Origin of the sequence: Pseudalkalibacillus berkeleyi (assembly GCF_021608225.1) — a bacterium.
Taxonomy (GTDB): domain Bacteria; phylum Bacillota; class Bacilli; order Bacillales; family Fictibacillaceae; genus Pseudalkalibacillus; species Pseudalkalibacillus berkeleyi.
The window spans coordinates 1-24936 of the sequence record NZ_JAKIJS010000002.1; the positions used below are offsets into that span (position 1 = coordinate 1).

Annotated in this window: 23 protein-coding genes, 1 rRNA gene and 1 riboswitch; of the genes, 22 read left to right on the plus strand and 2 right to left on the minus strand. The window is 44.4% G+C overall.

Annotation, left to right across the window (positions count from 1 at the left end; genetic code table 11):
• From rrf to purD, 15 genes are all read left to right on the plus strand, one after another.
• Positions 1–99 (plus strand): 5S ribosomal RNA (gene rrf, locus L2716_RS15440); the annotation flags it as partial.
• A gap of 1080 nt (positions 100–1179) precedes the next feature.
• Entirely contained in the window at positions 1180–1707 is a 528-nt protein-coding gene (locus L2716_RS15445; RefSeq protein ID WP_236337901.1) for a DUF2179 domain-containing protein, read from the plus strand.
• 3 nt (positions 1708–1710) lie between these two features.
• Positions 1711–1914 (plus strand): NETI motif-containing protein, encoded by a 204-nt coding sequence (locus L2716_RS15450; protein WP_236337902.1) that lies wholly within the window; start codon positions 1711–1713, stop codon positions 1912–1914.
• A 76-nt stretch (positions 1915–1990) separates the two neighbouring features.
• Positions 1991–2091: riboswitch (purine riboswitch) on the plus strand.
• Between the two features lie 131 nt (positions 2092–2222).
• Positions 2223–2711, plus strand: coding sequence for a 5-(carboxyamino)imidazole ribonucleotide mutase (gene purE, locus L2716_RS15455; protein ID WP_236337903.1), 489 nt, complete (start codon positions 2223–2225; stop codon positions 2709–2711).
• Entirely contained in the window at positions 2711–3862 is a 1152-nt protein-coding gene (purK, locus tag L2716_RS15460; protein ID WP_236337904.1) for a 5-(carboxyamino)imidazole ribonucleotide synthase, read from the plus strand. Before purE ends, purK begins: the two co-directional genes overlap by 1 nt.
• Positions 3859–5154, plus strand: coding sequence for an adenylosuccinate lyase (gene purB / locus L2716_RS15465; RefSeq protein ID WP_236337905.1), 1296 nt, complete (start codon positions 3859–3861; stop codon positions 5152–5154). Before purK ends, purB begins: the two co-directional genes overlap by 4 nt.
• A gap of 30 nt (positions 5155–5184) precedes the next feature.
• Positions 5185–5898 carry a phosphoribosylaminoimidazolesuccinocarboxamide synthase gene (gene purC, locus L2716_RS15470; RefSeq protein WP_236337906.1) on the plus strand — a complete coding sequence of 238 codons (714 nt, stop codon included), beginning with the start codon at positions 5185–5187 and terminating at the stop codon, positions 5896–5898.
• Between the two features lie 155 nt (positions 5899–6053).
• A complete protein-coding gene (gene purS / locus L2716_RS15475) occupies positions 6054–6308 on the plus strand; it encodes a phosphoribosylformylglycinamidine synthase subunit PurS (RefSeq protein WP_236337907.1) in 255 nt (84 codons plus the stop codon).
• On the plus strand, positions 6305–6988 hold the full coding sequence (gene purQ / locus L2716_RS15480; RefSeq protein ID WP_236337908.1) for a phosphoribosylformylglycinamidine synthase subunit PurQ: 684 nt from the start codon (positions 6305–6307) through the stop codon (positions 6986–6988). Before purS ends, purQ begins: the two co-directional genes overlap by 4 nt.
• The gene (purL, locus tag L2716_RS15485; RefSeq protein ID WP_236337909.1) at positions 6972–9197 is read left to right on the plus strand and encodes a phosphoribosylformylglycinamidine synthase subunit PurL; all 2226 of its coding nucleotides are present in this window, start codon (positions 6972–6974) and stop codon (positions 9195–9197) included. The genes purQ and purL overlap by 17 nt, the downstream gene beginning before the upstream one ends.
• Positions 9173–10597 carry an amidophosphoribosyltransferase gene (gene purF / locus L2716_RS15490; RefSeq protein ID WP_236337910.1) on the plus strand — a complete coding sequence of 475 codons (1425 nt, stop codon included), beginning with the start codon at positions 9173–9175 and terminating at the stop codon, positions 10595–10597. Before purL ends, purF begins: the two co-directional genes overlap by 25 nt.
• A gap of 161 nt (positions 10598–10758) precedes the next feature.
• Entirely contained in the window at positions 10759–11808 is a 1050-nt protein-coding gene (purM, locus tag L2716_RS15495) for a phosphoribosylformylglycinamidine cyclo-ligase (RefSeq protein WP_236337911.1), read from the plus strand.
• Positions 11805–12389 carry a phosphoribosylglycinamide formyltransferase gene (gene purN / locus L2716_RS15500; RefSeq protein ID WP_236337912.1) on the plus strand — a complete coding sequence of 195 codons (585 nt, stop codon included), beginning with the start codon at positions 11805–11807 and terminating at the stop codon, positions 12387–12389. The genes purM and purN overlap by 4 nt, the downstream gene beginning before the upstream one ends.
• 15 nt (positions 12390–12404) lie before the next feature.
• Entirely contained in the window at positions 12405–13931 is a 1527-nt protein-coding gene (purH, locus tag L2716_RS15505) for a bifunctional phosphoribosylaminoimidazolecarboxamide formyltransferase/IMP cyclohydrolase (protein WP_236337913.1), read from the plus strand.
• Positions 13932–13946: 15 nt separating this feature from the next.
• Complete coding sequence (gene purD / locus L2716_RS15510) at positions 13947–15218, plus strand: phosphoribosylamine--glycine ligase (protein ID WP_236337914.1); 1272 nt, start codon at positions 13947–13949, stop codon at positions 15216–15218.
• On the opposite strand, the gene L2716_RS18425 is transcribed toward purD, so the two are convergent.
• Positions 15199–15306: an EYxxD motif small membrane protein gene (locus L2716_RS18425; RefSeq protein ID WP_329610139.1), complete on the minus strand. Its 108-nt coding sequence runs from the start codon at positions 15304–15306 to the stop codon at positions 15199–15201. The two genes, purD and L2716_RS18425, sit on opposite strands and share 20 nt — an antisense overlap.
• 229 nt (positions 15307–15535) lie before the next feature.
• Here L2716_RS18425 and L2716_RS18355 point away from each other — a divergent pair, with 229 nt between their 5' ends.
• Positions 15536–15661: a hypothetical protein gene (locus L2716_RS18355; protein ID WP_268964077.1), complete on the plus strand. Its 126-nt coding sequence runs from the start codon at positions 15536–15538 to the stop codon at positions 15659–15661.
• 33 nt (positions 15662–15694) lie between these two features.
• Here the strand turns inward: L2716_RS18355 and L2716_RS15515 are convergent, their stop codons facing one another.
• Complete coding sequence (locus tag L2716_RS15515; protein WP_236337915.1) at positions 15695–15955, minus strand: YgaP family membrane protein; 261 nt, start codon at positions 15953–15955, stop codon at positions 15695–15697.
• 135 nt (positions 15956–16090) lie between these two features.
• On the opposite strand from L2716_RS15515, the gene L2716_RS15520 reads away from it, so the two are divergent.
• The 6 genes from L2716_RS15520 (at position 16091) to ligA (ending at position 24930) form a co-directional block, all read left to right on the plus strand.
• Positions 16091–17800 (plus strand): adenine deaminase C-terminal domain-containing protein, encoded by a 1710-nt coding sequence (locus tag L2716_RS15520; protein WP_236337916.1) that lies wholly within the window; start codon positions 16091–16093, stop codon positions 17798–17800.
• Positions 17801–17840: 40 nt separating this feature from the next.
• Entirely contained in the window at positions 17841–18893 is a 1053-nt protein-coding gene (locus tag L2716_RS15525) for a DUF3048 domain-containing protein (RefSeq protein ID WP_236337917.1), read from the plus strand.
• Positions 18894–18913: 20 nt separating this feature from the next.
• Entirely contained in the window at positions 18914–19213 is a 300-nt protein-coding gene (locus tag L2716_RS15530; protein ID WP_236337918.1) for a YerC/YecD family TrpR-related protein, read from the plus strand.
• A gap of 425 nt (positions 19214–19638) precedes the next feature.
• Positions 19639–20325 (plus strand): heptaprenylglyceryl phosphate synthase, encoded by a 687-nt coding sequence (pcrB, locus tag L2716_RS15535; RefSeq protein WP_236337919.1) that lies wholly within the window; start codon positions 19639–19641, stop codon positions 20323–20325.
• A gap of 68 nt (positions 20326–20393) precedes the next feature.
• Positions 20394–22628 (plus strand): DNA helicase PcrA, encoded by a 2235-nt coding sequence (gene pcrA, locus L2716_RS15540; protein WP_236337920.1) that lies wholly within the window; start codon positions 20394–20396, stop codon positions 22626–22628.
• Between the two features lie 295 nt (positions 22629–22923).
• Positions 22924–24930, plus strand: a complete 2007-nt coding sequence (gene ligA / locus L2716_RS15545) for an NAD-dependent DNA ligase LigA (RefSeq protein ID WP_236337921.1) — start codon at positions 22924–22926, stop codon at positions 24928–24930.
• Positions 24931–24936: the final 6 nt, after the last annotated feature.

Sequence of the window (24936 nt, forward strand, 5' to 3'; positions counted from 1 at the left end):
AGAGGTCACACCCGTTCCCATGCCGAACACGGAAGTTAAGCTCTTCAGCGTCAATGGTAATTGGGGGCTTCCCCCTGTGAGAGTAGAACGTCGCCGGGCGTAAAAAGGTGAAACGTACACAACGTCGTTTCATCTTTTTTTGTGTTTAATGTAAAGAGGAAGGTATGAGTAGTCGAAAGACTTCTCTTTTTTGTATGTCTAAAGAAGTCCGTAAGGACTTAAAACAACAAAGCATGTGAGGGTTGAGAGGAACGAGAAGGTCAAGGAAACAAACGAGTGACGACCGGAGCGTATGATATACGCGAGGACGTCACGAGTGTAGATGACAAAGAGATTCGATGTTCATCTCAAGCCGAAAGCCGAACACGGAAGTTAAGCTCGCGCGTCAATGGTAATTGGGGGCTTCCCCCTGTGAGAGTAGAACGTCGCCGGGCGTAAAAAGGTGAAACGTACACAACGTCGTTTCATCTTTTTTTGTTAATAAGCAAAATCTGATTGCGTATTAAGACTTACATCAATAAGGAAAGAATTGAGTAGTCAAAAGACTGCTCTTTTTTTGTGTGTTTAGAAGTCATGAAGGGCAAAAACAAAGAAGCAGCTGATTTATAGATATAAGATCATATTAGATGTAGTAAGAAGCTACTAAATTCCCCAAGTAAAAGCGAAAGTTCCACAAGGTTGCGTGAAAGTTCCACAAGTTCACTCCAAAGTTCCACAAGCGAGTGCAAAAGTTCCCTAAGTAAAGGCAAAGTAGAATGATACGTTTCTTAAAAGGTAGATTTTTGTGCCAAAAAACATCTATTTAGTAAATATTTTTTGCTATAAGTGCACGGTAGCGAGAAAAACGTTCTACGGAGCACTCAAAAATGGGCAATAGGTGCACGGTAGCGAGAAAAACGTTCTACGGAGCACTCAAAGAGAGTCAATGACTGCTTGGTAACGGCAAAATCGCACTACAAATCACTCATAATGAAGATTTTTGTCCCAAAAATCAACCTATATGAGACCTCCACTCCAACATGCAGTACAAACCCTATTTTCTCAACCTTCAAACCAACGTTTTTGCTCTCATTCCAAATTATTTTCATTCTTATAGCTTTTTTCACTTTCGGTTTCATGTTAGTTCGTGCTATTCTAGAAATTACAAAATTTGAAATCTCAGCTTTGGAGGTTTTTGCGGTGCTTGAAAATAGTTTTACATTAATTGCGATTATATTAGTGATCAACATTGTATATGTGACGTTTTTCACGTTGCGAATGATTCTAACTTTGAAAAATCAACGGTATCTAGCTGCCATAACAAGTATGTTTGAAGTGGTCATTTATGTTGTTGGACTTGGCATTGTACTCGACAACTTAAATGAGATTGAGAACTTGATTGCTTATGCTGTCGGTTATGGGATTGGTGTCATTGTTGGAATGAAAATTGAAGAAAAGCTCGCTTTAGGGTATATTACGGTTAATGTGATTACGAAGGAATTCGATTCTGATATTCCAAACGCACTTCGTAACAGAGGATATGGTGTTACGAATTGGTTGGCAGATGGGCGTGAAGGACCACGTCTCATGATGCAAATCCTGACATCAAGGAAATCGGAGCAGGATCTCTATAGTAGTGTTAAGGCTTTAGATACGAAAGCGTTTATTATTTCGCATGAACCAAAAGCGTTTTATGGAGGGTTCTGGGTTAAAGCAATACGGAGGTAAACAATGGACAAAGGTAAGCCGAAAAAAAAGAAGTTTGAAGTGCTTGAAAACGAGAGCATATCAGACTGTCTAGATCGAATGCAAAAAGAAGGCTACATGCCTGTTAGGCGGATGGAAGAGCCTGTATTTCAAGAGAAAACAAAAAATAATAAGAAAGACGTTGAATATTTACGTCAAAAAGTAGTATTCGAAGGGAAATTGCAGTAAAAACCGAACATTTCCTTTGTATTATTTAACAATGTTCGATTATTCGTTGACATAAGTGTTTTGACGTTGTTACAATTAAATTGAATCAAACAGCTCTCATATAATCTTGGGGATATGGCCCATAAGTTTCTACCCGGTACCGTAAATCACCGGACTATGAGGGAAAGCGAACGGTATGCTAACCAAAGAACTACAAGTATGCCCAGGATTTTTTATGCTTTCTCACAACCAAGGAGAAACGAATAGAATCCTGGGTTTTTTACGTCTAAAAATGATTGTTGATGAATATAGAAAGGTTTGGTGAGTCGATGGAGCCGTTAATTGGTGTCATTATGGGAAGTACGTCTGATTGGGAGACGATGAAACATACGTGTGACAGATTGGATGAGCTTGAGATTCCGTATGAAAAGAAGGTCGTATCCGCGCATCGTACGCCCGACCTCATGTTCGAATATGCAGAGAATGCTAGATCAAGAGGGATAAAGGTAATCGTTGCAGGTGCTGGAGGTGCAGCGCATCTTCCAGGAATGGTTGCTGCGAAAACGACACTTCCTGTCATCGGAGTTCCGGTTCAGTCGAAAGCGCTGAATGGACTGGATTCCTTACTTTCAATCGTCCAGATGCCAGGCGGTGTTCCTGTAGCGACAGTTGCGATTGGAAAGGCAGGAGCAACAAACGCTGGGCTTTTAGCGGCTCAAATTATTGGAACGACAAATGAAGAAGTCGCATTAAGGCTTCAAAAGCGTCAGGAGCAAACGCGAGAAAAAGTTTTAGAAAGCAGTGGTGAGTTAAATTGATGAAGCCAATCGTACCTCCACAAACAATAGGCATACTAGGGGGCGGACAGCTCGGTCGGATGATGGCAATTGCCGCAAAAGAGATGGGCTTTAAAGTAGCGACTGTCGATCCGACGAAAGGCTCCCCGTGTGGATTGATTGCTGACTATGAAATTGTTGGCGACTATGCTAGTGAAGAAGCTCGAAATCAATTAGCTGAAGTGAGTGATGTGATTACGTATGAGTTTGAGAATGTCGATCTCGATACAGCTAGATGGCTAGAAAACAATCACCATCTCCCACAAGGCAGTCACCTTTTAAAAGTGACGCAAGATCGAGCAGAGGAAAAAGCAACACTTGAAGCAATTGGTGTGCATGTCGCGCCATATGAGCTTATTTCAAAGTGTGAGGACCTTGAGGATACACTCGATAAAATTGGCTACCCCGCCGTCCTTAAAACGACGCGTGGTGGCTATGACGGAAAAGGCCAAGTTGTCATTGAATCACCTGACGATTTGAAGGCTGCCAAGGAATTACTGAGCGGTAATACGCAGTGCGTCCTTGAAAAGAAGATTAATTTTTCAAAGGAGATCTCCGTTATTGTTTCTCGAAATGTGAACGGGGATACCGAAACGTTTCCTGTAGCTGAGAATATCCATAAAAATCATATTCTCTACCAATCGATTGTTCCTGCGCGTGTTTCTGAAGCGAGCTTGGAAAGAGCAGAAAGTCTTGCTCGTCAGATTGCCCACGGTTTGGAGCTAGTTGGAACACTTGCTGTCGAGATGTTCCTTACGAATGAAGAAGGAATCTACATTAACGAACTCGCACCAAGACCACATAACTCAGGTCATTATTCGATTGAAGGATGTATGTTCTCGCAATTTGAGCAGCATATCCGTGCGATCTGTGGTTGGAAGCTAGGGAAGCCAACATTATTGAAACCGAGCGTAATGGTCAATCTACTTGGACAAGATGCTGAAACAATCCTAGATGTTGCGCCACTATTTGACGATGTCCATCTTCACCTTTATGAGAAGAAAGAAATCAAAACCAACCGGAAGATGGGACATTTTACGATCATAAACGATTCATTAGAAGATGCAGTTCATAAAGCAGAAACGATTGTAGAAAACTTACAACAAAAAGACAACTTGGAGGAAGTAAAATGATAGAAAGATATACAAGACCTGAAATGGGTGCGATTTGGACAGAGGAGAACAAATATAAAGCTTGGCTAGAGGTGGAAATTCTCGCATGTGAAGCATGGGCTGAGCTAGGAGACATTCCCAAAGAAGACGTTGTAAAGCTTCGCGAAAATGCTGGATTTGATGTGAATCGGATTCACGAGATTGAAGCAGAGACACGACATGATGTCGTTGCTTTTACACGTGCGGTTTCAGAAACGCTTGGAGAAGAGCGCAAGTGGGTCCATTACGGGCTCACTTCGACGGACGTTGTTGACACAGCACTTTCATACTTAATTAAACAGGCGAATGAAATTTTACTTACAGATGTGGAACGTTTTATCGAAGTTTTAAAAGAAAAAGCACTTGAACATAAGCATACGGTGATGATGGGGAGAACACACGGTGTCCATGCAGAGCCGACAACTTTCGGGTTGAAGCTTGCACTTTGGTATGAAGAGATGAACCGCAACAAGGAACGTCTTGAGCATGCGATCGAAGGCATTCGCTACGGTAAGTTGTCTGGAGCAGTCGGGACTTACGCGAACATTCCTCCATTTGTTGAGGAATACGTTTGTGAAAAGCTTGGTTTAAACAGATCAAATGTTTCAACTCAAACGTTACAGCGTGACCGTCATGCGCACTTCATTTCGACGCTTGCTTTAGTAGCAACTTCAATTGAAAAGTTCGCAACAGAAATTCGTGGCTTACAAAAGAGCGAAACACGTGAAGTGGAAGAGTTCTTCGCAAAAGGTCAAAAAGGATCATCGGCAATGCCACATAAGCGTAACCCGATAGGATCGGAAAACATGACTGGACTCGCGCGCGTAATTCGAGGACATATGGTAACGGCGATGGAGAACGTTTCTCTTTGGCATGAACGTGACATTTCTCATTCTTCTGCTGAGCGAGTGATCATCCCGGACAGCACGATCCTACTGAATTACATGCTGAACCGATTCTCGAATATCGTGAAGAACTTGACGGTTTTCCCAGAGAACATGAAGCGCAACATGTCTAGAACGTACGGATTGATTTATTCACAGCGCGTCTTACTTTCATTAATCGATAAAGGCATGAGCCGTGAGGAAGCATACGACCTCGTACAACCGAAAACGATGGAAGCATGGGAAAAAGGGATTCAGTTCCGTGAATTGGTTGAAGGGGAGTCACGTATAACAGATATGCTTTCAACTGAAGAAATCGATGATTGTTTCGACTATAACTACCACTTGAAAGAAGTAGATGACATTTTCAAACGAGTCGGTCTAGAGTAAATCACCTTATTGGTGCGAGGAGGAACGTTCATGGAAAAACAAGCGTTACTGTACGAAGGAAAAGCGAAGCGAGTCTATGAAACAAATGATGAGAAAATCGTTTGGATTGAATATAAGGATGAAGCAACAGCCTTTAATGGTGAGAAGAAAACGACCATCGCTGGCAAAGGAAAGCTGAACAATGAGATTTCCGCTTTGTTGTTTGAGAAGCTTCGCGAAAAGGGGATTGAATCTCATTTTGTTAAGAAGCTTTCTGAAACGGAGCAGCTTGTAAAAAATGTTCAAATCATTCCGCTTGAAGTTGTCGTTCGAAACATAGCGGCTGGCTCACTTGCGAAACGCCTTGGAATGGAAGAAGGCGAAGTATTACCGGAGACAATCGTTGAGTTCTACTACAAAAATGATGACCTCGGTGATCCGTTGTTAACGAGGGACCATATTCGGATTCTCGGGCTCGTAGAAGAAACGGAGCTTGCACTTTTACGAGAAAAAGGACTGGCTGTCAACGACGTGCTTGTCCCTTATTTCAAGAACCTGAACATCGACCTCGTCGATTTCAAGCTTGAGTTTGGGATTGGCGCAGACGGTGAAGTCATGCTTGCCGATGAAATCTCACCAGACACGTGCCGATTATGGGATGCAGAAACAGGAGAAAAGCTCGATAAAGACGTATTCCGACGCGACCTTGGCAGTTTAACCGAAACGTACAGTAAGCTTTTAGAACGTCTGACTGTTGCGCCATGAGTTTTACTTTTTCTAGATAATTTAAGATTTTTCTAGATAAATAGGTTCCGGACCATTCCGGAACCCCCTATATAGAAAATTTTAAGAATGTTGTGTTTTTTTATAGAAAAAACACCTAATTTAACTAAAAACAACCACTCGGGGAGGCCGATTTCATGTATAACGTTAAGGTTTTCATCACACTAAAGGAAAGTGTTCTAGATCCACAAGGTGCAGCAGTGAAAGATTCGCTCCATCGTCTCACTTACAACGCTGTTGAGGATGTTCGAATCGGTAAATACATTGAATTGACACTGAAAAAGGAAGATGGCGACATCGATCAGCAAGTACGCGAAATATGCGAAAAGCTCCTTGCGAACACAGTCATTGAAGACTATACGTATGAAATCGAGGAGGATATCCCTCAATGAGATTCGCAGTCATCGTTTTTCCAGGATCCAACTGTGACATAGACATGTACCATGCAATCAAGGATGAGCTTGGAGAAGAAGTCGAGTACGTTTGGCATGATGACCAAGACTTGAAGCAATTTGATGGCATCCTCATCCCGGGCGGATTTTCTTACGGAGATTACTTAAGAAGCGGCTCAATCGCGCGCTTTTCAAACGTCATGGAATCTATTTATGAAGCGAACCAAGCTGGCAAACCGATTCTTGGTGTATGCAACGGTTTTCAAATTTTACTAGAAGCAGGATTGTTACCAGGTGCGATGCAACGAAACGCAAAGTTGAAATTCATTTGTAAGCAAGTTGAGCTAGAAGTGATGAACAATGAAACGATGTTCACTTCAGCGTACGAAAAAGGGGAAAAAATCACAATTCCTGTCGCACACGGTGAAGGGAACTATTACTGTGATGAAGCGACTTACACAAAACTGAGTCATAACAACCAGATTGCGTTCACTTACGCAGATAACATTAACGGATCAAGACACGGGATCGCAGGGATTACGAATGAAAAAGGAAACGTTCTCGGTATGATGCCGCATCCGGAGCGAGCGGTCGACCAGTTGCTGGGTAGCGCAGATGGACTGAAATTATTTCAATCAATCGTGAAAACTTGGAGGGAAGCACATGTCGTATCTTCATGAACCAACAGCAGAAATGATCAAGGATCAGAAGCTTTATCAAGAAATGGGCTTGAACGATGAAGAGTTTGCGATGGTTGAGTCGATTTTGGGACGTCTACCGAACTACACGGAAACCGGGCTTTTCTCTGTCATGTGGTCCGAGCATTGCAGCTACAAGAACTCGAAGCCTGTATTACGCAAGTTTCCTACAGAAGGAAAGCGTGTCCTCCAAGGACCTGGTGAAGGAGCTGGAATCGTCGATATCGGTGACGATCAAGCGGTTGTTTTTAAAATTGAAAGCCACAATCATCCATCAGCAATCGAGCCATATCAAGGAGCAGCAACAGGTGTCGGTGGCATCATCCGTGACGTCTTTTCAATGGGCGCACGTCCCATCGCGCTTCTCAACTCACTCCGTTTCGGTGAACTAACATCGGACCGCGTAAAATATTTATTCGAAGAGGTTGTCGCAGGAATTGCAGGCTACGGAAATTGTATCGGCATTCCGACAGTCGGCGGTGAAGTGCAGTTTGATGCGGCTTACGAAGGTAACCCACTTGTAAATGCAATGTGTGTCGGTCTCATTGACCATAAAGATATTCAAAAAGGGCAAGCGAACGGAATCGGCAACTCCGTCATGTATGTCGGTGCAAAGACTGGCCGTGACGGCATTCACGGTGCGACTTTCGCATCTGAAGAATTGAACGATGCATCTGATGAAAAGCGTCCAGCTGTCCAAGTCGGCGACCCGTTCATGGAAAAACTTTTACTAGAAGCGTGTTTAGAGCTTGTCCAATGTGACGCGCTCGTTGGCATACAGGACATGGGGGCTGCTGGTTTAACGTCTTCCTCAAGCGAAATGGCGAGTAAATCAGGCGTTGGGATCGAGATGAACTTAGACCTCGTTCCTCAACGGGAAACGAATATGACGCCTTATGAGATGATGCTCTCTGAATCTCAAGAACGAATGCTGATCGTCGTAAAAAAAGGACGAGAAGATGAAATCGAGAAGATTTTTGATAAATGGGGCTTAGAGGCCGTAACGATCGGTCACGTTATCGAGGAAAAAGAACTTCGTCTCCTTCACAACGGAGAAGTCGTCGCTAGTGCACCTGTTGATGCGTTAGCTGAAGAAGCCCCAGTTTACAACAAGCCGAGTGCTGTGCCTGCCTACTATGAAGCATTCCAAGCACAAAACGCGTACATGCCACAAATGACAGATTATAAAGATACATTGTTAAAGTTACTCGCTCAACCGACAATCGCTAGCAAAGCATGGGTGTTTGATCAATATGACCACATGGTGCGTACAAGTACGGTCGTTTCACCAGGATCAGATGCAGCGGTTGTCCGCATTCGCGGAACACGCAAAGCACTCGCGATGACGACAGATTGTAATTCTCGTTATTTGTATCTTGACCCTGAAGTTGGCGGTAAAATTGCGGTCGCAGAAGCGGCTCGGAACATCGTCTGTTCTGGAGCGGAGCCACTTGCGATCACAGATTGCTTGAACTTCGGTAACCCTGAGAAACCTGAAATCTTCTGGCAACTCGAAAAAGCAGTGGATGGTATGAGCGATGCGTGTCGCACATTCTCTACACCAGTTATCGGAGGAAATGTTTCGTTATACAACGAAACGAACGGTGGCGCGGTTTATCCTACGCCAGTTGTCGGGATGGTTGGTCTTGTCCATGACCTCGAACACGTGACGACTCAAGATTTTAAAGAAGCTGGCGACGTCATTTACATGATTGGTGAGACGAAGCCTGAATTTGGCGGAAGTGAGCTTCAGAAACTATTAGAAGGTTCTATTTCCGGCAAGGCACCTGAGCTCGATTTAGAAAAAGAAGCGCGCTATCAATCTCAGCTTTTACAAGCGATTCAAGAAGGTCTTGTCGCATCGGCACATGACGTTGCAGAAGGCGGTATGGCAGTTGCGATTGCAGAAAGCATGATGGACGCGGAACTCGGAGCATCTGTAACACTTGCTGGTGATGAAGCGGCAACACTGTTCAGTGAATCGCAATCTCGTTTTCTCGTATCGGTAAAACCGGAAAACGTTGAGCAGTTTGAAAGTCTCGTAGACGCGACGAAAATTGGTGTCGTACTAGAGCGTCCAGTATTACGAATTGATACACCAGAAGGTAACGAGCTCGTCTCTGCAACGAAAGAAGAGCTTGAAACAGCTTGGAAGGGAGCTATTCCATGTTTGCTGACATCAAAGGTTTAAACGAAGAGTGCGGCGTGTTCGCAATCTGGGGACATGAAGAAGCTTCCCAGCTAACCTATTACGGTCTCCATAGCCTCCAGCATCGCGGTCAAGAAGGCGCTGGGATTGCTGTGACAGACGGTGAACAAGTTAAATTCCATAAACAAAGTGGGCTTGTGACCGAAGTATTCGGTAAAGGTGAACTGTCTTCTTTAACAGGAAAAGCGGCAATTGGACACGTTCGATATTCGACCGCTGGTGGCAATGAGTACGCGAATGTGCAACCACTTGTCTTTCAATCTCAGCGTGGCGGATTAGCGCTCGCTCATAACGGAAACCTTGTGAATGCAAACATGCTGAAGCAGCAGCTAGAAGCGCAGGGAAGTATTTTTCAGACGACATCTGACACAGAAGTGCTTGCTCACTTAATTAAGCGAAGTGGTTTGTATAATTTACGTGACCAAGTGAAAAACGCGCTCTCTATGATCAAAGGCGCTTACGCATTCGTCATTATGACGGAAGACGGAATTATGGCAGCTCAGGATCCGAACGGATTACGCCCATTGTCACTTGGTAAAATCGGTGATGCTTACGTTGTCGCATCTGAAACGTGTGCATTCGATGTGATTGGAGCGGAGTATATCCGTGACGTTCAGCCAGGTGAATTGTTGATCATCAATGATGACGGGATCGAGATCGATTCATTCACGTCCTCAACGACACGAGCGATTTGCAGCATGGAGTACATTTATTTTTCCAGACCGGATAGTCATATCGATGACATTAACGTCCATACAGCTCGTAAAAATTTAGGTAAACGCCTTGCGGCAGAAGCGTTTGTGGAAGCAGACGTCGTCACAGGTGTTCCGGATTCAAGCATTTCAGCAGCGATCGGTTACGCTGAAGCTGCCGGTATTCCGTATGAGCTCGGGTTGATCAAGAATCGCTATGTCGGCCGGACGTTCATTCAGCCTTCCCAAGCTTTACGTGAGCAAGGCGTGAAGATGAAGCTCTCTCCTGTACGTGGGATTGTTGAAGGAAAGCGCGTCGTCATGGTCGATGACTCAATCGTTCGCGGAACGACGAGCCGTCGTATTGTGCAGATGCTACGAGATGCCGGTGCGAAGGAAGTTCATGTGCGGATAAGTGCACCGCCGATTGCACACCCGTGCTACTACGGTATCGATATTTCTTCTAAGGAAGAGCTGATCGCATCGAATTATTCTGTTGAGGAAATTCGAGAGATCATTGGAGCGGATTCCCTCGAGTACTTGAGTGTAGATAGCATGCTGGATTCAATCGGACGCAACAAAAGTGAACCGAACTGTGGACAGTGTCTCGGATGCTTCACAGGAAAGTACCCAACGGAAATCTATCCAGATACTGTATTGCCACACGAAAAAGAACTCGTATTGAAGTAATCGTATACGGGAATTGTGAAGTAGATGATTAATAGGGGACGACGGAATAGCTTTCTATCCGTGAAAACAGAGAAAAGCCAATATGACGGATCAAAAGAGGCATTTGCGAGAGCTGACAATGAGGTCAGTAGCTTATAGAGATACCATAGGGAGGCGTTGGAATGGCACAATCATCATCCGCATACAAGCAAGCTGGGGTCGATGTAGAAGCAGGTTATGAAGCGGTCAACCGTATGAAGAAGCATGTGAAAAGCACGATACGACCTGAGGTCATGGGGGGCCTGGGTGGATTCGGGGGTATGTTCGATCTTTCCAAAGTCGACGTGAAAGAGCCTGTCCTTATTTCAGGAACGGATGGCGTCGGAACGAAGCTCATGCTCGCTTTCCAGATGGATCAGCATGATACGATTGGCATCGATGCGGTCGCGATGTGCGTTAACGACATCGTTGCACAAGGTGCGGAGCCTCTCTATTTTCTAGATTATATCGCTTGTGGGAAGTTGGAGCCTGAGAAGATTGAACAGATCGTTAAAGGAATTGCAGACGGTTGTAAACAAGCCGGAGCTGCCCTCATCGGTGGTGAGACTGCTGAAATGCCTGGTATGTATGATCCGACAGAGTACGATCTTGCTGGTTTTACAGTTGGTGTTGCTGAGAAATCGAAATTGATCACCCCTGAAAAAGTGAACGAAGGGGACGTCTTGATCGGGCTTGCTTCAAGCGGAATTCACAGCAATGGCTACTCGCTCGTTCGAAAAGTTTTATTAGAACAGGCAGGTTATCAGCTTAATCAAACGATTGAACAACTCGGCCAGACGCTTGGTGAAGAACTGCTCACTCCGACAAAAATTTACGTGAAACCAGTGCTCGAAGTAATCCGAAACCATGACGTCTCGGGGATTGCCCACATCACGGGTGGCGGGTTCAATGAAAACATTCCACGGATGCTTCCTGAAGGTTTGAGTGCTGAAGTAGAACTTGGTTCGTGGCCAGTCCCACCGATCTTCTCACTTATCCAAAGCGAAGGTGGACTCACTCAAGAAGACATGCTCGGCACATTCAACATGGGAATCGGCATGGTGCTAGCGGTGAAAAAAGAGGAATCAGATGCAATCATCCGTACATTAATTGAGCAAGGGGAAAGAGCCTATCGAATCGGAAAAGTGAAGGCAGGGGAAGGTATCTCATTTTTAGGAGGAGATCTCGATTGAAGAATATTGCGGTATTCGCATCAGGTTCAGGGTCTAATTTTCAAGCTATCATCGATTCAGTTGAAGCGGGCGACCTCCAAGCAAATATCACCTTACTCGTCTGTGATAAACCTGACGCGATGGCCATCCAACGTGCATTAAAGCATGGTGTTCCGACATTTGCTTTTTCGCCAAAAACCTACCAAGACAAAGCATCATTTGAAGCTGAAATTTTAACAAGATTAAAGGAAGTGGAAGTTGATTTCATCGCACTTGCAGGCTATATGCGATTGATCGGTCCGACACTTCTCGAAGCATATGAAGGAAAAATCGTGAACATTCATCCGTCGTTGTTACCGGCGTTCCCTGGTAAGGATGCGATTGGACAAGCATTGAAAGCGGGTGCCACAGAAACAGGCGTTACTGTACACTATGTCGATCAAGGTATGGACACTGGTCCAATCATCGAACAAGTAGCAGTGCCGATCTATGAAAGTGACACACAAAATCACGTTAGAAAACGAATCCATGACGTAGAGCACGAGCTTTATCCGAAAGTTTTACAACAAATATTGAACCCAGCTGAAGTCAGAACAAACTAAGAGAGGGGCATAAGCATGAAGCGCGCATTAGTGAGTGTTTCCAACAAAGAAGGGTTGATCCCGTTCGTTGAAGGATTAATCAAACAAGGAATTGAAATCGTCTCGACAGGGGGTACGAAAAAAGCAATTGAAGAAGCAGGACTTGAGGTTACCGGCATTTCAGAAGTGACAGGATTCCCAGAAATACTGGACGGACGTGTCAAAACACTTCACCCGAACATTCACGGAGGTCTCCTTGCTGTCCGGGATAATGCAGATCATCAAGCGCAAATTGAAGCACACAACATCACACCAATCGATTTTGTCGTCGTTAATCTCTATCCGTTCAAGGAAACGATTTCTCGACCAGATGTAACGTTTGAAGATGCAATTGAGAACATTGATATCGGTGGTCCGAGTATGCTTCGATCAGCAGCGAAAAATCATGCCTCTGTCACGGTAGCCGTTGATCCAGCTGATTACGGAGCGATTCTGGAGGAGCTTCAAACGAGTGGTGAGGTAACGAAAGAAACGAAGCGACGTTTGGCAGCAAAAGTATTCCGCCATACAGCCGCGTATGATGCACTCATCGCTCAGTATTTAACCGAAGAGGATTTTCCGGAATCGTACACCGTTACGTATACGAAAAAGCAATCCTTACGTTACGGAGAAAACCCGCATCAACAAGCTGCTTTTTACGAAGTTCCGATTGGAGATCCTTCTACGATTGCAAAAGCGAAGCAATTACACGGGAAGGAACTTTCTTTTAACAATATTAATGACGCGGACGCAGCCCTTCAAATCATCAGAGAGTTTGACGAACCAGCCGTTGTCGCGGTTAAGCATACGAACCCTTGTGGCGTAGGTGTTGGGAAGTCAATAGCTGAAGCGTACAAGCTTGCATATGAAGCGGATCCGGTTTCGATTTTCGGTGGAATCGTTGCGACGAATGAAGAAGTAGACGCAGAAACGGCCCAGATGTTACGCGAAATTTTTCTAGAAATCATTATCGCTCCTTCATTCTCAGAGGAAGCGCTCGCGATTTTAACGGAGAAAAAGAACTTGCGTTTGCTACAAATTGAGCCAAAGACAATAGCCGCGGATGTTGCGAATCGGATTCAATCCGTATCTGGTGGGGCATTAGTCCAGCAGGAGGACCACTTCGGTTTTGACAATGCTGAGCTGAAAGTCGCAACAAAGCGCGAGCCGACTGAGGCGGAATGGGCTGACATGAAGCTAGGCTGGCAAATCGTCAAGCATGTGAAGTCGAACGCAATTGTCCTTGCAAAAGGAAACCGAACGATCGGTGTCGGAGCAGGACAAATGAACCGAGTTGGTGCGGCTGAAATCGCATTGAAGCAAGCGGGTGACAATGTGATAGGCTCTTCAATGGCGTCTGATGCGTTCTTCCCAATGAGTGATACGGTTGAGGCAGCTGCCAAGGCTGGTGTGACAGCAATTATCCAGCCGGGCGGATCAATTAGAGATCAAGAGTCAATCGATAAAGCAGATGAATACGGCATTACGATGGTCATGACTGGTGTACGTCACTTCAAACACTAAGGAGAGGATTCTAACATGAAGGTTCTTATCGTAGGTAAAGGCGGCAGAGAGCATACGATCGCATGGAAAATGGCGCAATCTGAGCATGTATCAAATGTGTACGTCGCACCGGGCAATGTTGGCATGACAGATGTTGCTGAATGTGTGGCGATACCGGAATCCGATCAAGAAGCACTCGTACAATTTGCGAAAGACAACCACGTCGATTTGACCGTCATCGGACCAGAACAGCCGTTACTTGATGGTATCGTCGACCGTTTTCAAGCGGAAGGATTGCGTGTGTTCGGACCGACAAAGAAAGCCGCACTAATAGAAGGTAGTAAGACGTATGCCAACGATTTGATGAGCAAATACTTGATCCCGACTGCGTTTTCCGCATCGTTTACCGACTATAGGGAAGCGAAGGATTACTTAGGAAAAAAAGGTGCGCCGATTGTCATCAAAGCGGACGGTTTAGCTGCGGGAAAAGGTGTCGTCGTCGCGATGACGATGGAAGAGGCGGAAGAAGCGCTTTACAGTATGATGATCAATACAAAGTTCGGTGAAGCGAGCAATCGCGTGGTTTTAGAAGAGTTTTTACAGGGTGAGGAATTTTCACTGATGGCGTTCGTGAATGGTTCCACAGTCCATCCGATGGTCATTTCTCAAGATCATAAGCGCGCGTTTGATGGCGATCTTGGACCGAACACGGGCGGAATGGGTGCTTATTCTCCTGTTCCACACATTAGTGATGAGGTTGTGAATGAAGCGTTTGAGCGGATTTTGAAGCCGATGGCAGACGCACTTGTAAAAGAGGGAGCATCATTCACCGGCATTTTATACGCAGGATTGATGCTGACAGAAGAAGGGCCGAAAGTCATTGAGTTTAACGCTCGATTCGGAGATCCGGAAACGCAGGTCGTGTTGCCTCGCCTTGAGTCAGATCTTTTTGAAGTGATGACGCGTTTGATTGAGAATCGCGATGTTGAATTGAGTTGGTCTGACGAAGCGTATGTCGGAGTCGTGCTCGCTTCTGGCGGTTATCCTGAAGCTTATAATAAAGGACTGACGATCAAAGGTTTGGATTTTGTTTCAACAGATACGCTCGTGTTTTATGCAGGCGTAAAGAAAAATGCAGATGATGAGCTTGTCACCGATGGCGGACGCATCCTATTGTTAGCCGAAAAAGCAGGTGATTTAAAAGCTGCCCAGACGCTCGTTTATGATCAAATGAGCAAGCTCCATTGTGAAAATAGCTTTTACCGTATGGATATCGGAGACAAAGCACTTAAGTTCGTCTCTTTTTAAACAGGAAAAAGAGAAATGCAACAATACCTCCGATGACCATGGCCAAAACAAACATCATATCCGTCAAGTATTCCATAAGAACTGTCATTTCGTTCACCTCCAAATAAAAGATAAAAAGACCTGGTAAAACGACCATTTTCCAGGTCTTTTCTTTGTACGTTAAAAAAGATAACTTTTTAACACGGAGTTATTCGACGTGGTGAAAAAGTTTACGTATTAAGTATAAGTGCAACTAAGGCTCAGCCATCGCCAAGGCTTTGGCTTTGCCAAGTTTTCTTTATTGAGATTTTTTAGTAATAAAGTGCCGAGTTCCACAAGTGAAAGGCAAAGTTCCACAAGCCGGAGCAGAAGTTCCACAAGTGACAGCTGAAGTTCCCCGAGTCAGAGTCGAAGTTCCACAAGTCAGAGCGAAACTTCCACAAAAGAGCGCGAAGGTCCCTTAATTCTGCTTATTTTTCAAAAATTGAGCTTCATTATTACGATGGATTGATCGGTGAGCCTTCTTTTGTCATGGAAGCGAGGTCCATGTGTTGTAATTCTTGGCTGCGTTTGTACAAATCTGTAGCTGGGCAGTATTTCGTAATACCTTCTCCAACTTTCATCGATCCGATCAGCATCCATAAGAGATGGTTATGATCGTTTGGTTTCCTTCCAAGACGTGCAGCTGAACATGCGACCATCGTCAAACCAATTGTAATTCGAATTAATGCATTCATTGTTCCGATATTTGGCTTCATGCTTACTCCTCCTTCTTTTTTAAGTACTGTAGGAATGTGTCGAGATATGGTAATATTGAACTTGCGTATATTTCAAAAAATACTGACATCTTTCACGTGGAAAAAAATTATACAATCTTTCGGGGTGATCAAATCATGAATTGGACGAAGCAGCAGCTCCGTACACATATACAAGTGATACAAGGTGAGAAGCCACCAACAATTGTTTTACAAAATGCAAGTTATCTTAATCACGTTCTCCGTAAATGGATGAACGCAAACATTTGGATCTATAAGGATCGCATCGTCTATGTCGGCAGTAAGATGCCTCAAAACGATGAGGGATGTGAGATCGTCGATTGTGAAGGCAAATCGATTGTACCTGGTTACATTGAACCACATGTACATCCTTTTCAACTTTATAATCCCCAGACGTTCGCTTCTTATGCGGCAAAACGAGGCACAACAACGTTTGTCAGTGACAATTTAATGTTACTTCCATTGCCTAACGAGAAAGCGCTTACTTTTATGAAGGAAATCAATGAACTGCCTTTCTCATTCTACTGGTGGTGCCGTTACGACTCGCAAACTAAGCTGCAAAATGAGGACGAAGTATTCTCGGACAAGATGTTCAATCAATTCCTCGATCATCCCTATGTCCTACAGGGTGGTGAACTGACGAACTGGCCGCAAGTGTTAAAGGGAGACGATAAAACCCTTCACTGGATGCAAGAGACGAAGCGTCGAGGTAAGAAGGTTGAAGGTCATTTGCCGGGTGCTTCTGAACGGACACTTACTAAGATGGCAGTCCTAGGTGTCGATTGTGATCATGAAGCGATGACAGGAGAAGAAGCGGTCATGCGTATGTCACTTGGCTACACGACTTCACTGCGTTACTCTTCGATCCGACCTGATTTACCGAAAATTTTAGAAGAGATGTTAGCGCTTGGCGTCACGAATTTTGATCGTGTCATGATGACGACAGACGGTTCAACGCCTACTTTTTATGAAGATGGTGTGACAGACGAAGTGATTCGAATTGCGCTTGAAAAGGGAGTGCCAACAGAGGACGCATATGCAATGGTGTCTTACAATATCGCACGCCACTACGGATTCGATCACTTGTATGGCATGGTTGCACCAGGTCGTATCGCTAATCTCAACATTCTAGACAATCCGATGACTCCGACACCCACGGCCGTGTTATCTAAAGGTCTCTGGGTAAACGATGAGTTAGAAGCGAACGTAGATTGGGATCGATATGATATTAAGCCGTATCAATTCGACTGGTCAATAACTGAGGAGGATCTAAGTCAAACCGCGCGCGCTGGGATTGATATGGTGAATTCAGTCATTACAAAACCGTATCGTTCAGAGGTTGATTTTGGTGTCCCGGAGCTATCGACAGAGCACGATGAATGCTTTTTCAGTCTTATTGATCATAAAGGAAACTGGCGAATCAGTACGATGTTGAAAGGCTTTGCGAACAATGTATCTGGATTTGTCAGTTCTTACTCGAATAGCGGAGATCTTATTCTCATCGGAAAAAGTAAAAAAGATATGGTCGCAGCCTTCAATCGGATGAAGGAACTTGGTGGAGGCATTGTCCTCGTAGAAGATGGCGAGGTCGTATGTGAAATTCCTCTGACGCTCAATGGTGGATGCTCAACCCAACCGATGGAAGTCGTGATGGAACAGCAAGCAAGTCTTGTGAAAGCGTTGAAAGAACGTGGTTATCCTTTTGTCGATCCGATTTACAGCTTACTGTTCTTCTCTTCAACCCACTTACCGTATATCAGGATTACGCCGACTGGAATTGTAGATGTATTGAAAAATGAGGTACTCTTTCCTGTTGTAATGCGTTAAACTATAGTGGAGAGGGATAAACTAGGGGTGTTGTATCATTATGAATAAAAAGTGGTTGATAGCAACGTGTTTCGTAGCACTTGTCCTATTGTTTGCCGCGTGTTCGTCTAAGGAAACGTCCACTGAAAAGAAAGAGCCAAAGGATAAAACAGAACAAGAAACGAAAGATAAGGAAAAACCGGAACCTGAAGAGCCAGAGTATGCTTATTCATTCCCACTGACGGGAATAGGTACAGATGAGGCATTACAATCTCGGGTTGTTGCAGTAATGGTGAACAATGCACCAGAAGCACGCCCACAATCCGGCTTACATAAAGCCGATCTCGTTTACGAAGTTTTAGCGGAAGGACGCATTACCCGACTGGTCGCACTCTTTCAAAGTGAAAAGCCTGAAGTGATTGGACCGGTCAGAAGTGCACGTGATTACTACGTTCGTCTCAGCAACGGATTTGATGCGATTTATGTTCATCATGGTTGGAGTCCATCAGCGAAAACAATGCTCACATCCGGAAATATTGACTCACTCAACGGGTTGTATTACGATGGGACATTGTTTGAACGTGTGAGCTTCAGGAAAGCACCGCATAATTCATACATCACGTATGAAAACATTTTGAAAGAATCGAAAAAGCGAAACTTCGAACTTGAGCAAGAAATACAGGCATTTACCTTTATGGATGAAAAAGAAGCCTCCAGTATTGAGGGAGATCCTGCTGGAAATCTCACCGTCACGTATGGTAAATATCAAGTAGAATATCAATATCAAGAAGACAAAGGCATTTATCACAGATATACGAGTAAGAAACAGACGGTTGATCGTGAAACAAATACGCCTATTGAGCTAGAAAATATTTTCGTCGTATCAACTGATCATAAAATTCTTGACAGCCAAGGCCGCCGAAGTGTGAACTTAACAAGCGGTGGAGAAGCGATTCTTTTCCAAGAAGGGAAAGCGAAACAAGTCCAATGGAAAAACGATGATGGACGGATCGTACCGGTAAAAGATGGATCAGAAGTTCCACTAGTTCCCGGAAAAACGTGGGTCAACATCGTACCAAGCTCGGACTTCAGTTCAAAAGTAACTTGGGAGTAGATTTGAAGGAGTGACAAGGGATGCAAATTGATAAACTAAGAGGAAAAACACTAGATCAACTGTTTGACTCGATCTTGACGTTAAAAGACCGCGAGGAGTGCTATCGATTCTTTGATGATCTTGCAACGATCAACGAGATTCAGTCGTTGGCGCAGCGCCTAGAAGTAGCGCGCATGCTTCGTGAAGGATTTACCTACCATAAGATTGAAAAAGAGACAGGCGCAAGCACAGCGACGATTTCACGTGTAAAACGCTGCCTAAACTACGGTAATGATACGTACCAACTAGCGCTTGACCGCGTAAAAGAAAATCAAGAATAATCTCGGAAACGTCTGCCAACCGCAGACGTTTTTTCATTTGGGAGGCGACTTAGTTTTTATCGTGGACAACTCCAGATTTATCGATCATCCTACTTTTTTAATACGGAAACCGGGGAAATCCCCGGTTTTTTCATTTTAGAAGGGATTTTTAAGCGGTAAATTTGGATTTATCGTGCAAAACTCAAGATTTATCGATCAAAACTCGAGATTTATCGTGCAAAACTCAAGATTTATCGTGCAAAACCCGAGATTTATCGTGCAAAACTCGAGATTTATCTTGCAAAACTCAACTTTTATCGATCAAACCCACATGGTCCTCAAATTGTTATTCACTTTTGTCATTATTCTCCTCTGTGTCCTTTGTTTTTCCGCATCATCATTTCTGTTATAATCCTTAAAGGAAGTGTAAATGAGGAGGCCGCACTATGTTTGAATATCAAGAGTGGAAGCACGTGTTTAAGTTGGACCCTAACAAAGAGATTACCCCTGAAGCACTTGATCAAATTTGCGAATCGGGTACAGATGCTGTCATCGTTGGCGGTAGTGATGGCGTCACAATCGAAAACACCGTTGACCTTCTATCTCGCATTCGAAAGCACACCGTTCCTTGTGTGCTAGAGATTTCTAACATCGAATCGATCACACCAGGATTTGATTATTATTTTGTACCGAGTGTCTTAAATAGCCAAAATCCAGACTGGATCGTTGGTTTGCATAAAAAAGCCATCAAGGAATACGGACATCTCATTAATTGGGACGAGCTTGTAACAGAAGGCTACTGTATCGTAAACCCTGATTCTAAGGCTGCCAAGCTATCTGAAGCGGAGGCTGACCTCGATAATGAAGACGTACTTGCCTATGCGAAAATGGCTGAGCACATGTTCCGTCTACCGATCTTTTACCTAGAGTATAGTGGTACATATGGCGAACTTGACCTCGTAAAAGACGTGAGCACGGTGCTTAACAAAACAAGCTTCTTTTACGGAGGCGGAATTAAGGACAAAGAACAAGCACGCACGATGGCACAATTTGCTGATACGATTGTCGTCGGGAATATCATATATGAAGATTTAGAAGCAGCAATCAGTACTGTAAAAGTTGTCAAAGGATAAATTGAATTTATACGTCGGTTAGGCTACAATAAATGTAAGAACATACGTTTGTATAGGTGGTGTTGAAATTGCAACAAATCGTTGAAAGATTGCTCTCTGGCTTGAATCCTGAGCAGAAACGAGCAGTCAAACATACAGAAGGACCGTTATTGATTATGGCGGGTGCGGGTAGTGGAAAGACACGCGTGTTGACGCACCGTATTGCATACTTACTAATCGAAAAAGGTGTTGCACCTTGGAATATCCTCGCGCTTACGTTTACGAACAAGGCGGCACGTGAAATGCAATCAAGGGTAGCAACAATCACAGGACCTGCTGCAGACAACATTTGGATGTCTACGTTCCACTCGATGTGCGTACGAATTTTACGAAGAGATTCCGACCGAATCGGCATCAACAGGAACTTCACGATCTTAGATTCGACAGATCAGCTATCGGTCATTAAAAAAGCATTGAAGGACATGAACCTTGATTCGAAAAAATTCGATGCGAGAAGCATCCTTGGAACGATTAGTTCAGCAAAGAACGAACTCAAAACCGCTTCAGATTTTCAAAAAGTCGCATCCGGCATGTTTGAAGAGGTTGCAGCGGATGTGTACGAAGAGTATGAAAAGCAGCTTAGGAAGAACCACGCGCTTGATTTTGATGACTTGATCATGTCTACGATCAAGCTTTTTCAACGTGTTCCTGAGGTGCTCGAATTTTATCAACGAAAATTTCAGTATATCCATGTCGATGAGTATCAAGATACGAACCGTGCACAATATATACTCGTAAACTTGCTAGCGGACAAGTCTCGCAACTTGTGTGTCGTCGGTGACTCGGATCAGTCGATTTATAAATGGCGTGGAGCTGACATCAGCAACATTCTTTCGTTTGAAGAAGACTATAACGATGCACAAGTGATTTTACTAGAGCAAAATTACCGTTCGACCAAGCGGATTCTCCAAGCGGCGAATGAAGTCATTCAAAATAACACAGGCCGTAAAGCGAAGAATCTTTGGACAGACAATACAGAAGGTAAGAATATCCATTACTATCAAGGGGATAGTGAACATACGGAGAGTTATTTCGTCGTCGGTAAGATAAAGGAAATGCTGCAAGAGGGTCGAAAGCCTTCAGAAATGGCGATTCTCTACCGCACGAATGCGATGTCCCGTGTCATGGAGGAAGCGCTTGTCAAATCGAACATCACCTATAACATTGTCGGGGGCACGAAGTTCTACGACAGGAAAGAAATTAAGGACATTCTTGCTTATTTACGCCTTATTTCGAATCCAGATGATGACATCAGTCTAGCTCGGATCATTAACGTACCGAGGCGTGGGATCGGTTCAACGACACTTGATAAAATCGGTCAATATGCAGCGATGCATGACTTGTCGATCATCCAAGCATTAGGTGAAGTCGAGCAAATGGGCTTGAGCGCTCGTTTCGTTTCGCGATTAGCTGAATTCCGCGATCAAGTCGTCAATTGGTCCAGAATGCAGGAATACTTGTCTGTTACAGAATTAACGGAAGAAGTATTGGAGAAAACAGGCTATAAGGATGAGTTGAAAAAGGAAAAATCAATCGAGTCTCAGAGCCGTCTCGAGAACTTAGATGAATTCCTTTCCGTAACTCAAGAATTTGAAAAACAAAATGAGGATAAAAGCTTAGTCTCATTCTTAACCGACCTCGCTTTAGTTGCGGACATCGATAAAATGGATGACGATCAAGAAGAACAGAAGAAAGATGGCGTTGTATTAATGACGCTACACTCTGCTAAGGGACTTGAGTTCCCGATCGTTTTCTTAATGGGCCTTGAAGAAGGCATCTTCCCGCATAGTCGATCTCTGTTTGAAGAGGATGAAATGGAAGAGGAGCGCAGACTCGCTTACGTCGGCATTACCCGAGCGGAACAAGAGCTTTACTTAACGAATGCGAAAATGCGTACGCTATATGGTAAAACGACGATGAATGCACCGTCCCGTTTTATTAACGAAATTCCGGGAGATTTAATCGAATCCTTGAACGAAGAGGAGAAACAAGACACACTGCCGTGGATGCAGACGTCTAGTCGCTCGTCAGGTTCACCTCAGATGGGGGCACCACGTCGTTCACACAGAAAGACGCCAGCGAGATCAAGTAGCAGCTCACTGGATTGGAATGTGGGAGATAAAGCGAAGCATGGTAAATGGGGTGTCGGTACTGTTGTCAGCACCAAGGGTGAAGGTGACTCACTCGAACTCGATATCGCATTCCCACAACCAACAGGCATCAAAAGATTGCTAGCGAAATTCGCACCGATTGAAAAAGGTTAATGGATGTAATGTTGATTTCTGTGAAATTCACTCCCTTCCCGCGGGCGAACCGCGAGCCACCTCGCTCATTGTGTCGTTCGAATAGTTTTGTTCGCTGAGGGGTCTCGCCTGGTCCGCTGTTCCCGCAGGACAAGGAAGGCTTTGGCAACATTACATCGCACGAAGAAAATACGAATTTCATTTTCAAGGAGTGTCGTGAATTTCGCCTGGAAATCAACGTGAATATTGCTTATTTGAATTAAGACACTACCACTTCACCAACAAGTGGTATCAGGTATAGAAAAGAGGTAAAGTGATGACGGAGGAACAAGTGAAGACCAAAATTGAGGAATTAAGCACGGTCCTTAATCAATATAATTATGAGTATCACGTATTGGATAAACCGTCTGTTCCTGATGCGGAATACGATCAGAAACTTCACGAATTGATCAAGCTTGAACAAGAGTATCCTCATTTACGTTCAGAGGACTCACCAACTCAGCGCGTCGGTGGCGAACCACTTGAAGGCTTTCAAAAGGTTGAGCATCGAACGCCGATGTTGAGCTTAGGAAATGCATTTAACGAACAAGATTTGCGTGACTTTGACCGTCGAGTACGTGAAGGTGTCGGTGGTGAGGTCCATTATGTATGTGAGCTGAAGATCGATGGTCTCGCTGTCTCCCTTCTCTATGAAAACGGTCGATTTATTCGAGGTGCAACTCGGGGCGACGGTACAATCGGAGAAGATATCACGAATAATTTAAAGACAATTCGTTCCATCCCACTCCGTTTGAAACAGGATGCAACACTTGAAGTGCGTGGGGAAGCCTTCATGCCGAAAGCTTCCTTCAATAAGCTGAATGAAACGCGTGAGGAAGAAGGCGTTGAGCAATTTGCGAATCCTAGAAATGCCGCGGCCGGTTCTTTACGTCAGCTTGATCCGAAGATAGCCGCACGCCGTAATCTCGATATTTTTGTATACGGTGCGGGTCAGTACGAAGGGAAAAGCGTCGAGTCTCATAGCGACAGTCTGCACTATATGAGTGAGCTCGGCTTCAGAACGAATCCGGAATGGAAACGATGTGACACGATTGAAGAAGTGATTGAATACGTGGAAGGCTGGGTTGAGAGACGACCAGACTTGAATTATGAGATTGATGGCATCGTCATTAAAGTCGATTCACTCGATCATCAGGATGAGCTTGGAACGACGGTGAAAAGCCCACGCTGGGCAGTCGCGTATAAATTTCCAGCTGAGGAAGTTGTGACACGTCTTCAAGACATTGAATTAACAGTCGGACGTACGGGCGTTGTAACACCTACGGCGATTTTAGAGCCAGTCCTCGTGGCTGGAACAACGGTTAAACGCGCATCACTCCACAACGAAGACTTAATTCGCGAGAAGGACATCAAGCTCGGAGATTATGTCGTTATAAAAAAGGCAGGCGACATCATTCCAGAAGTCGTTAACGTCATTGAAGAGAAGCGTACTGGTGAAGAGAAAGATTTTCATATGCCGACGCATTGTCCAGAATGCGAAAGTGAACTCGTTCGAATAGAGGATGAAGTCGCGTTACGATGCGTTAACCCGAAATGTCCGGCACAGATCCGTGAAGGTTTGATTCACTTCGTTTCAAGGAATGCAATGAACATTGACGGACTTGGTGAAAAAGTGATCACGCAACTATTCAATGAAAACTTGATTCAAGATGTAGCGGACCTTTATGACCTGAAACGAGAGGAGCTATTACAGCTCGATCGGATGGGTGAGAAATCTGTTGATAATTTACTGAAGGCGATCGAAGCCTCGAAAGATAATTCAATGGAAAAGCTTTTGTTCGGACTTGGCATCCGTAACGTTGGAGCGAAAGCAGCTCGTACGCTTTCTGAGCATTTTGAAACGATGGAAAATTTACAGAAGGCGACTAAGGAAGAAATTACCGCAATCCATGAATTTGGAGACATCATGGCGGATTCAGTTGTGCTTTATTTTGAAAAGCCAGAGGTGGCACAATTACTTGAACACCTGCGTGAAGCAGGGGTGAATATGGAATACAAAGGGCTGAAGCGCAGCGATGTGGAGAACATTGATTCACCGTTTAGCGGGAAGACGATCGTTCTGACAGGAAAACTGTATCAGCTCTCACGAAATGATGCGAAAGCAGAAATTGAACGGCTTGGTGGTAAAGTGACAGGCAGCGTAAGTAAAAGCACCGATTTATTAATTGTTGGTGAAGACGCTGGCTCTAAGTTGACGAAGGCTGAGAAGCTAGGAATTGACGTCTGGAGTGAGGAAACTTTTATCAGTAAGCTGAATAGCTAAGGAGTG

Bases quoted from the DNA above. Each gene is read 5' to 3' on its own strand.
- L2716_RS15450 (WP_236337902.1), top strand. From the start codon at position 1,711: ATGGACAAAGGTAAGCCGAAAAAAAAGAAGTTTGAAGTGCTTGAAAAC.
- purH (WP_236337913.1), top strand. From the start codon at position 12,405: ATGAAGCGCGCATTAGTGAGTGTTTCCAACAAAGAAGGGTTGATCCCG.
- L2716_RS15530 (WP_236337918.1), top strand. From the start codon at position 18,914: ATGCAAATTGATAAACTAAGAGGAAAAACACTAGATCAACTGTTTGAC.
- purF (WP_236337910.1), top strand. From the start codon at position 9,173: ATGTTTGCTGACATCAAAGGTTTAAACGAAGAGTGCGGCGTGTTCGCA.
- purK (WP_236337904.1), top strand. From the start codon at position 2,711: ATGAAGCCAATCGTACCTCCACAAACAATAGGCATACTAGGGGGCGGA.
- purQ (WP_236337908.1), top strand. From the start codon at position 6,305: ATGAGATTCGCAGTCATCGTTTTTCCAGGATCCAACTGTGACATAGAC.
- purM (WP_236337911.1), top strand. From the start codon at position 10,759: ATGGCACAATCATCATCCGCATACAAGCAAGCTGGGGTCGATGTAGAA.
- purD (WP_236337914.1), top strand. From the start codon at position 13,947: ATGAAGGTTCTTATCGTAGGTAAAGGCGGCAGAGAGCATACGATCGCA.
- purB (WP_236337905.1), top strand. From the start codon at position 3,859: ATGATAGAAAGATATACAAGACCTGAAATGGGTGCGATTTGGACAGAG.
- pcrB (WP_236337919.1), top strand. From the start codon at position 19,639: ATGTTTGAATATCAAGAGTGGAAGCACGTGTTTAAGTTGGACCCTAAC.
- purE (WP_236337903.1), top strand. From the start codon at position 2,223: ATGGAGCCGTTAATTGGTGTCATTATGGGAAGTACGTCTGATTGGGAG.
- L2716_RS15525 (WP_236337917.1), top strand. From the start codon at position 17,841: ATGAATAAAAAGTGGTTGATAGCAACGTGTTTCGTAGCACTTGTCCTA.
- L2716_RS15520 (WP_236337916.1), top strand. From the start codon at position 16,091: ATGAATTGGACGAAGCAGCAGCTCCGTACACATATACAAGTGATACAA.
- purS (WP_236337907.1), top strand. From the start codon at position 6,054: ATGTATAACGTTAAGGTTTTCATCACACTAAAGGAAAGTGTTCTAGAT.
- purC (WP_236337906.1), top strand. From the start codon at position 5,185: ATGGAAAAACAAGCGTTACTGTACGAAGGAAAAGCGAAGCGAGTCTAT.
- L2716_RS15515 (WP_236337915.1), bottom strand. From the start codon at position 15,955: ATGAAGCCAAATATCGGAACAATGAATGCATTAATTCGAATTACAATT.
- ligA (WP_236337921.1), top strand. From the start codon at position 22,924: ATGACGGAGGAACAAGTGAAGACCAAAATTGAGGAATTAAGCACGGTC.
- L2716_RS18425 (WP_329610139.1), bottom strand. From the start codon at position 15,306: ATGACAGTTCTTATGGAATACTTGACGGATATGATGTTTGTTTTGGCC.
- purL (WP_236337909.1), top strand. From the start codon at position 6,972: ATGTCGTATCTTCATGAACCAACAGCAGAAATGATCAAGGATCAGAAG.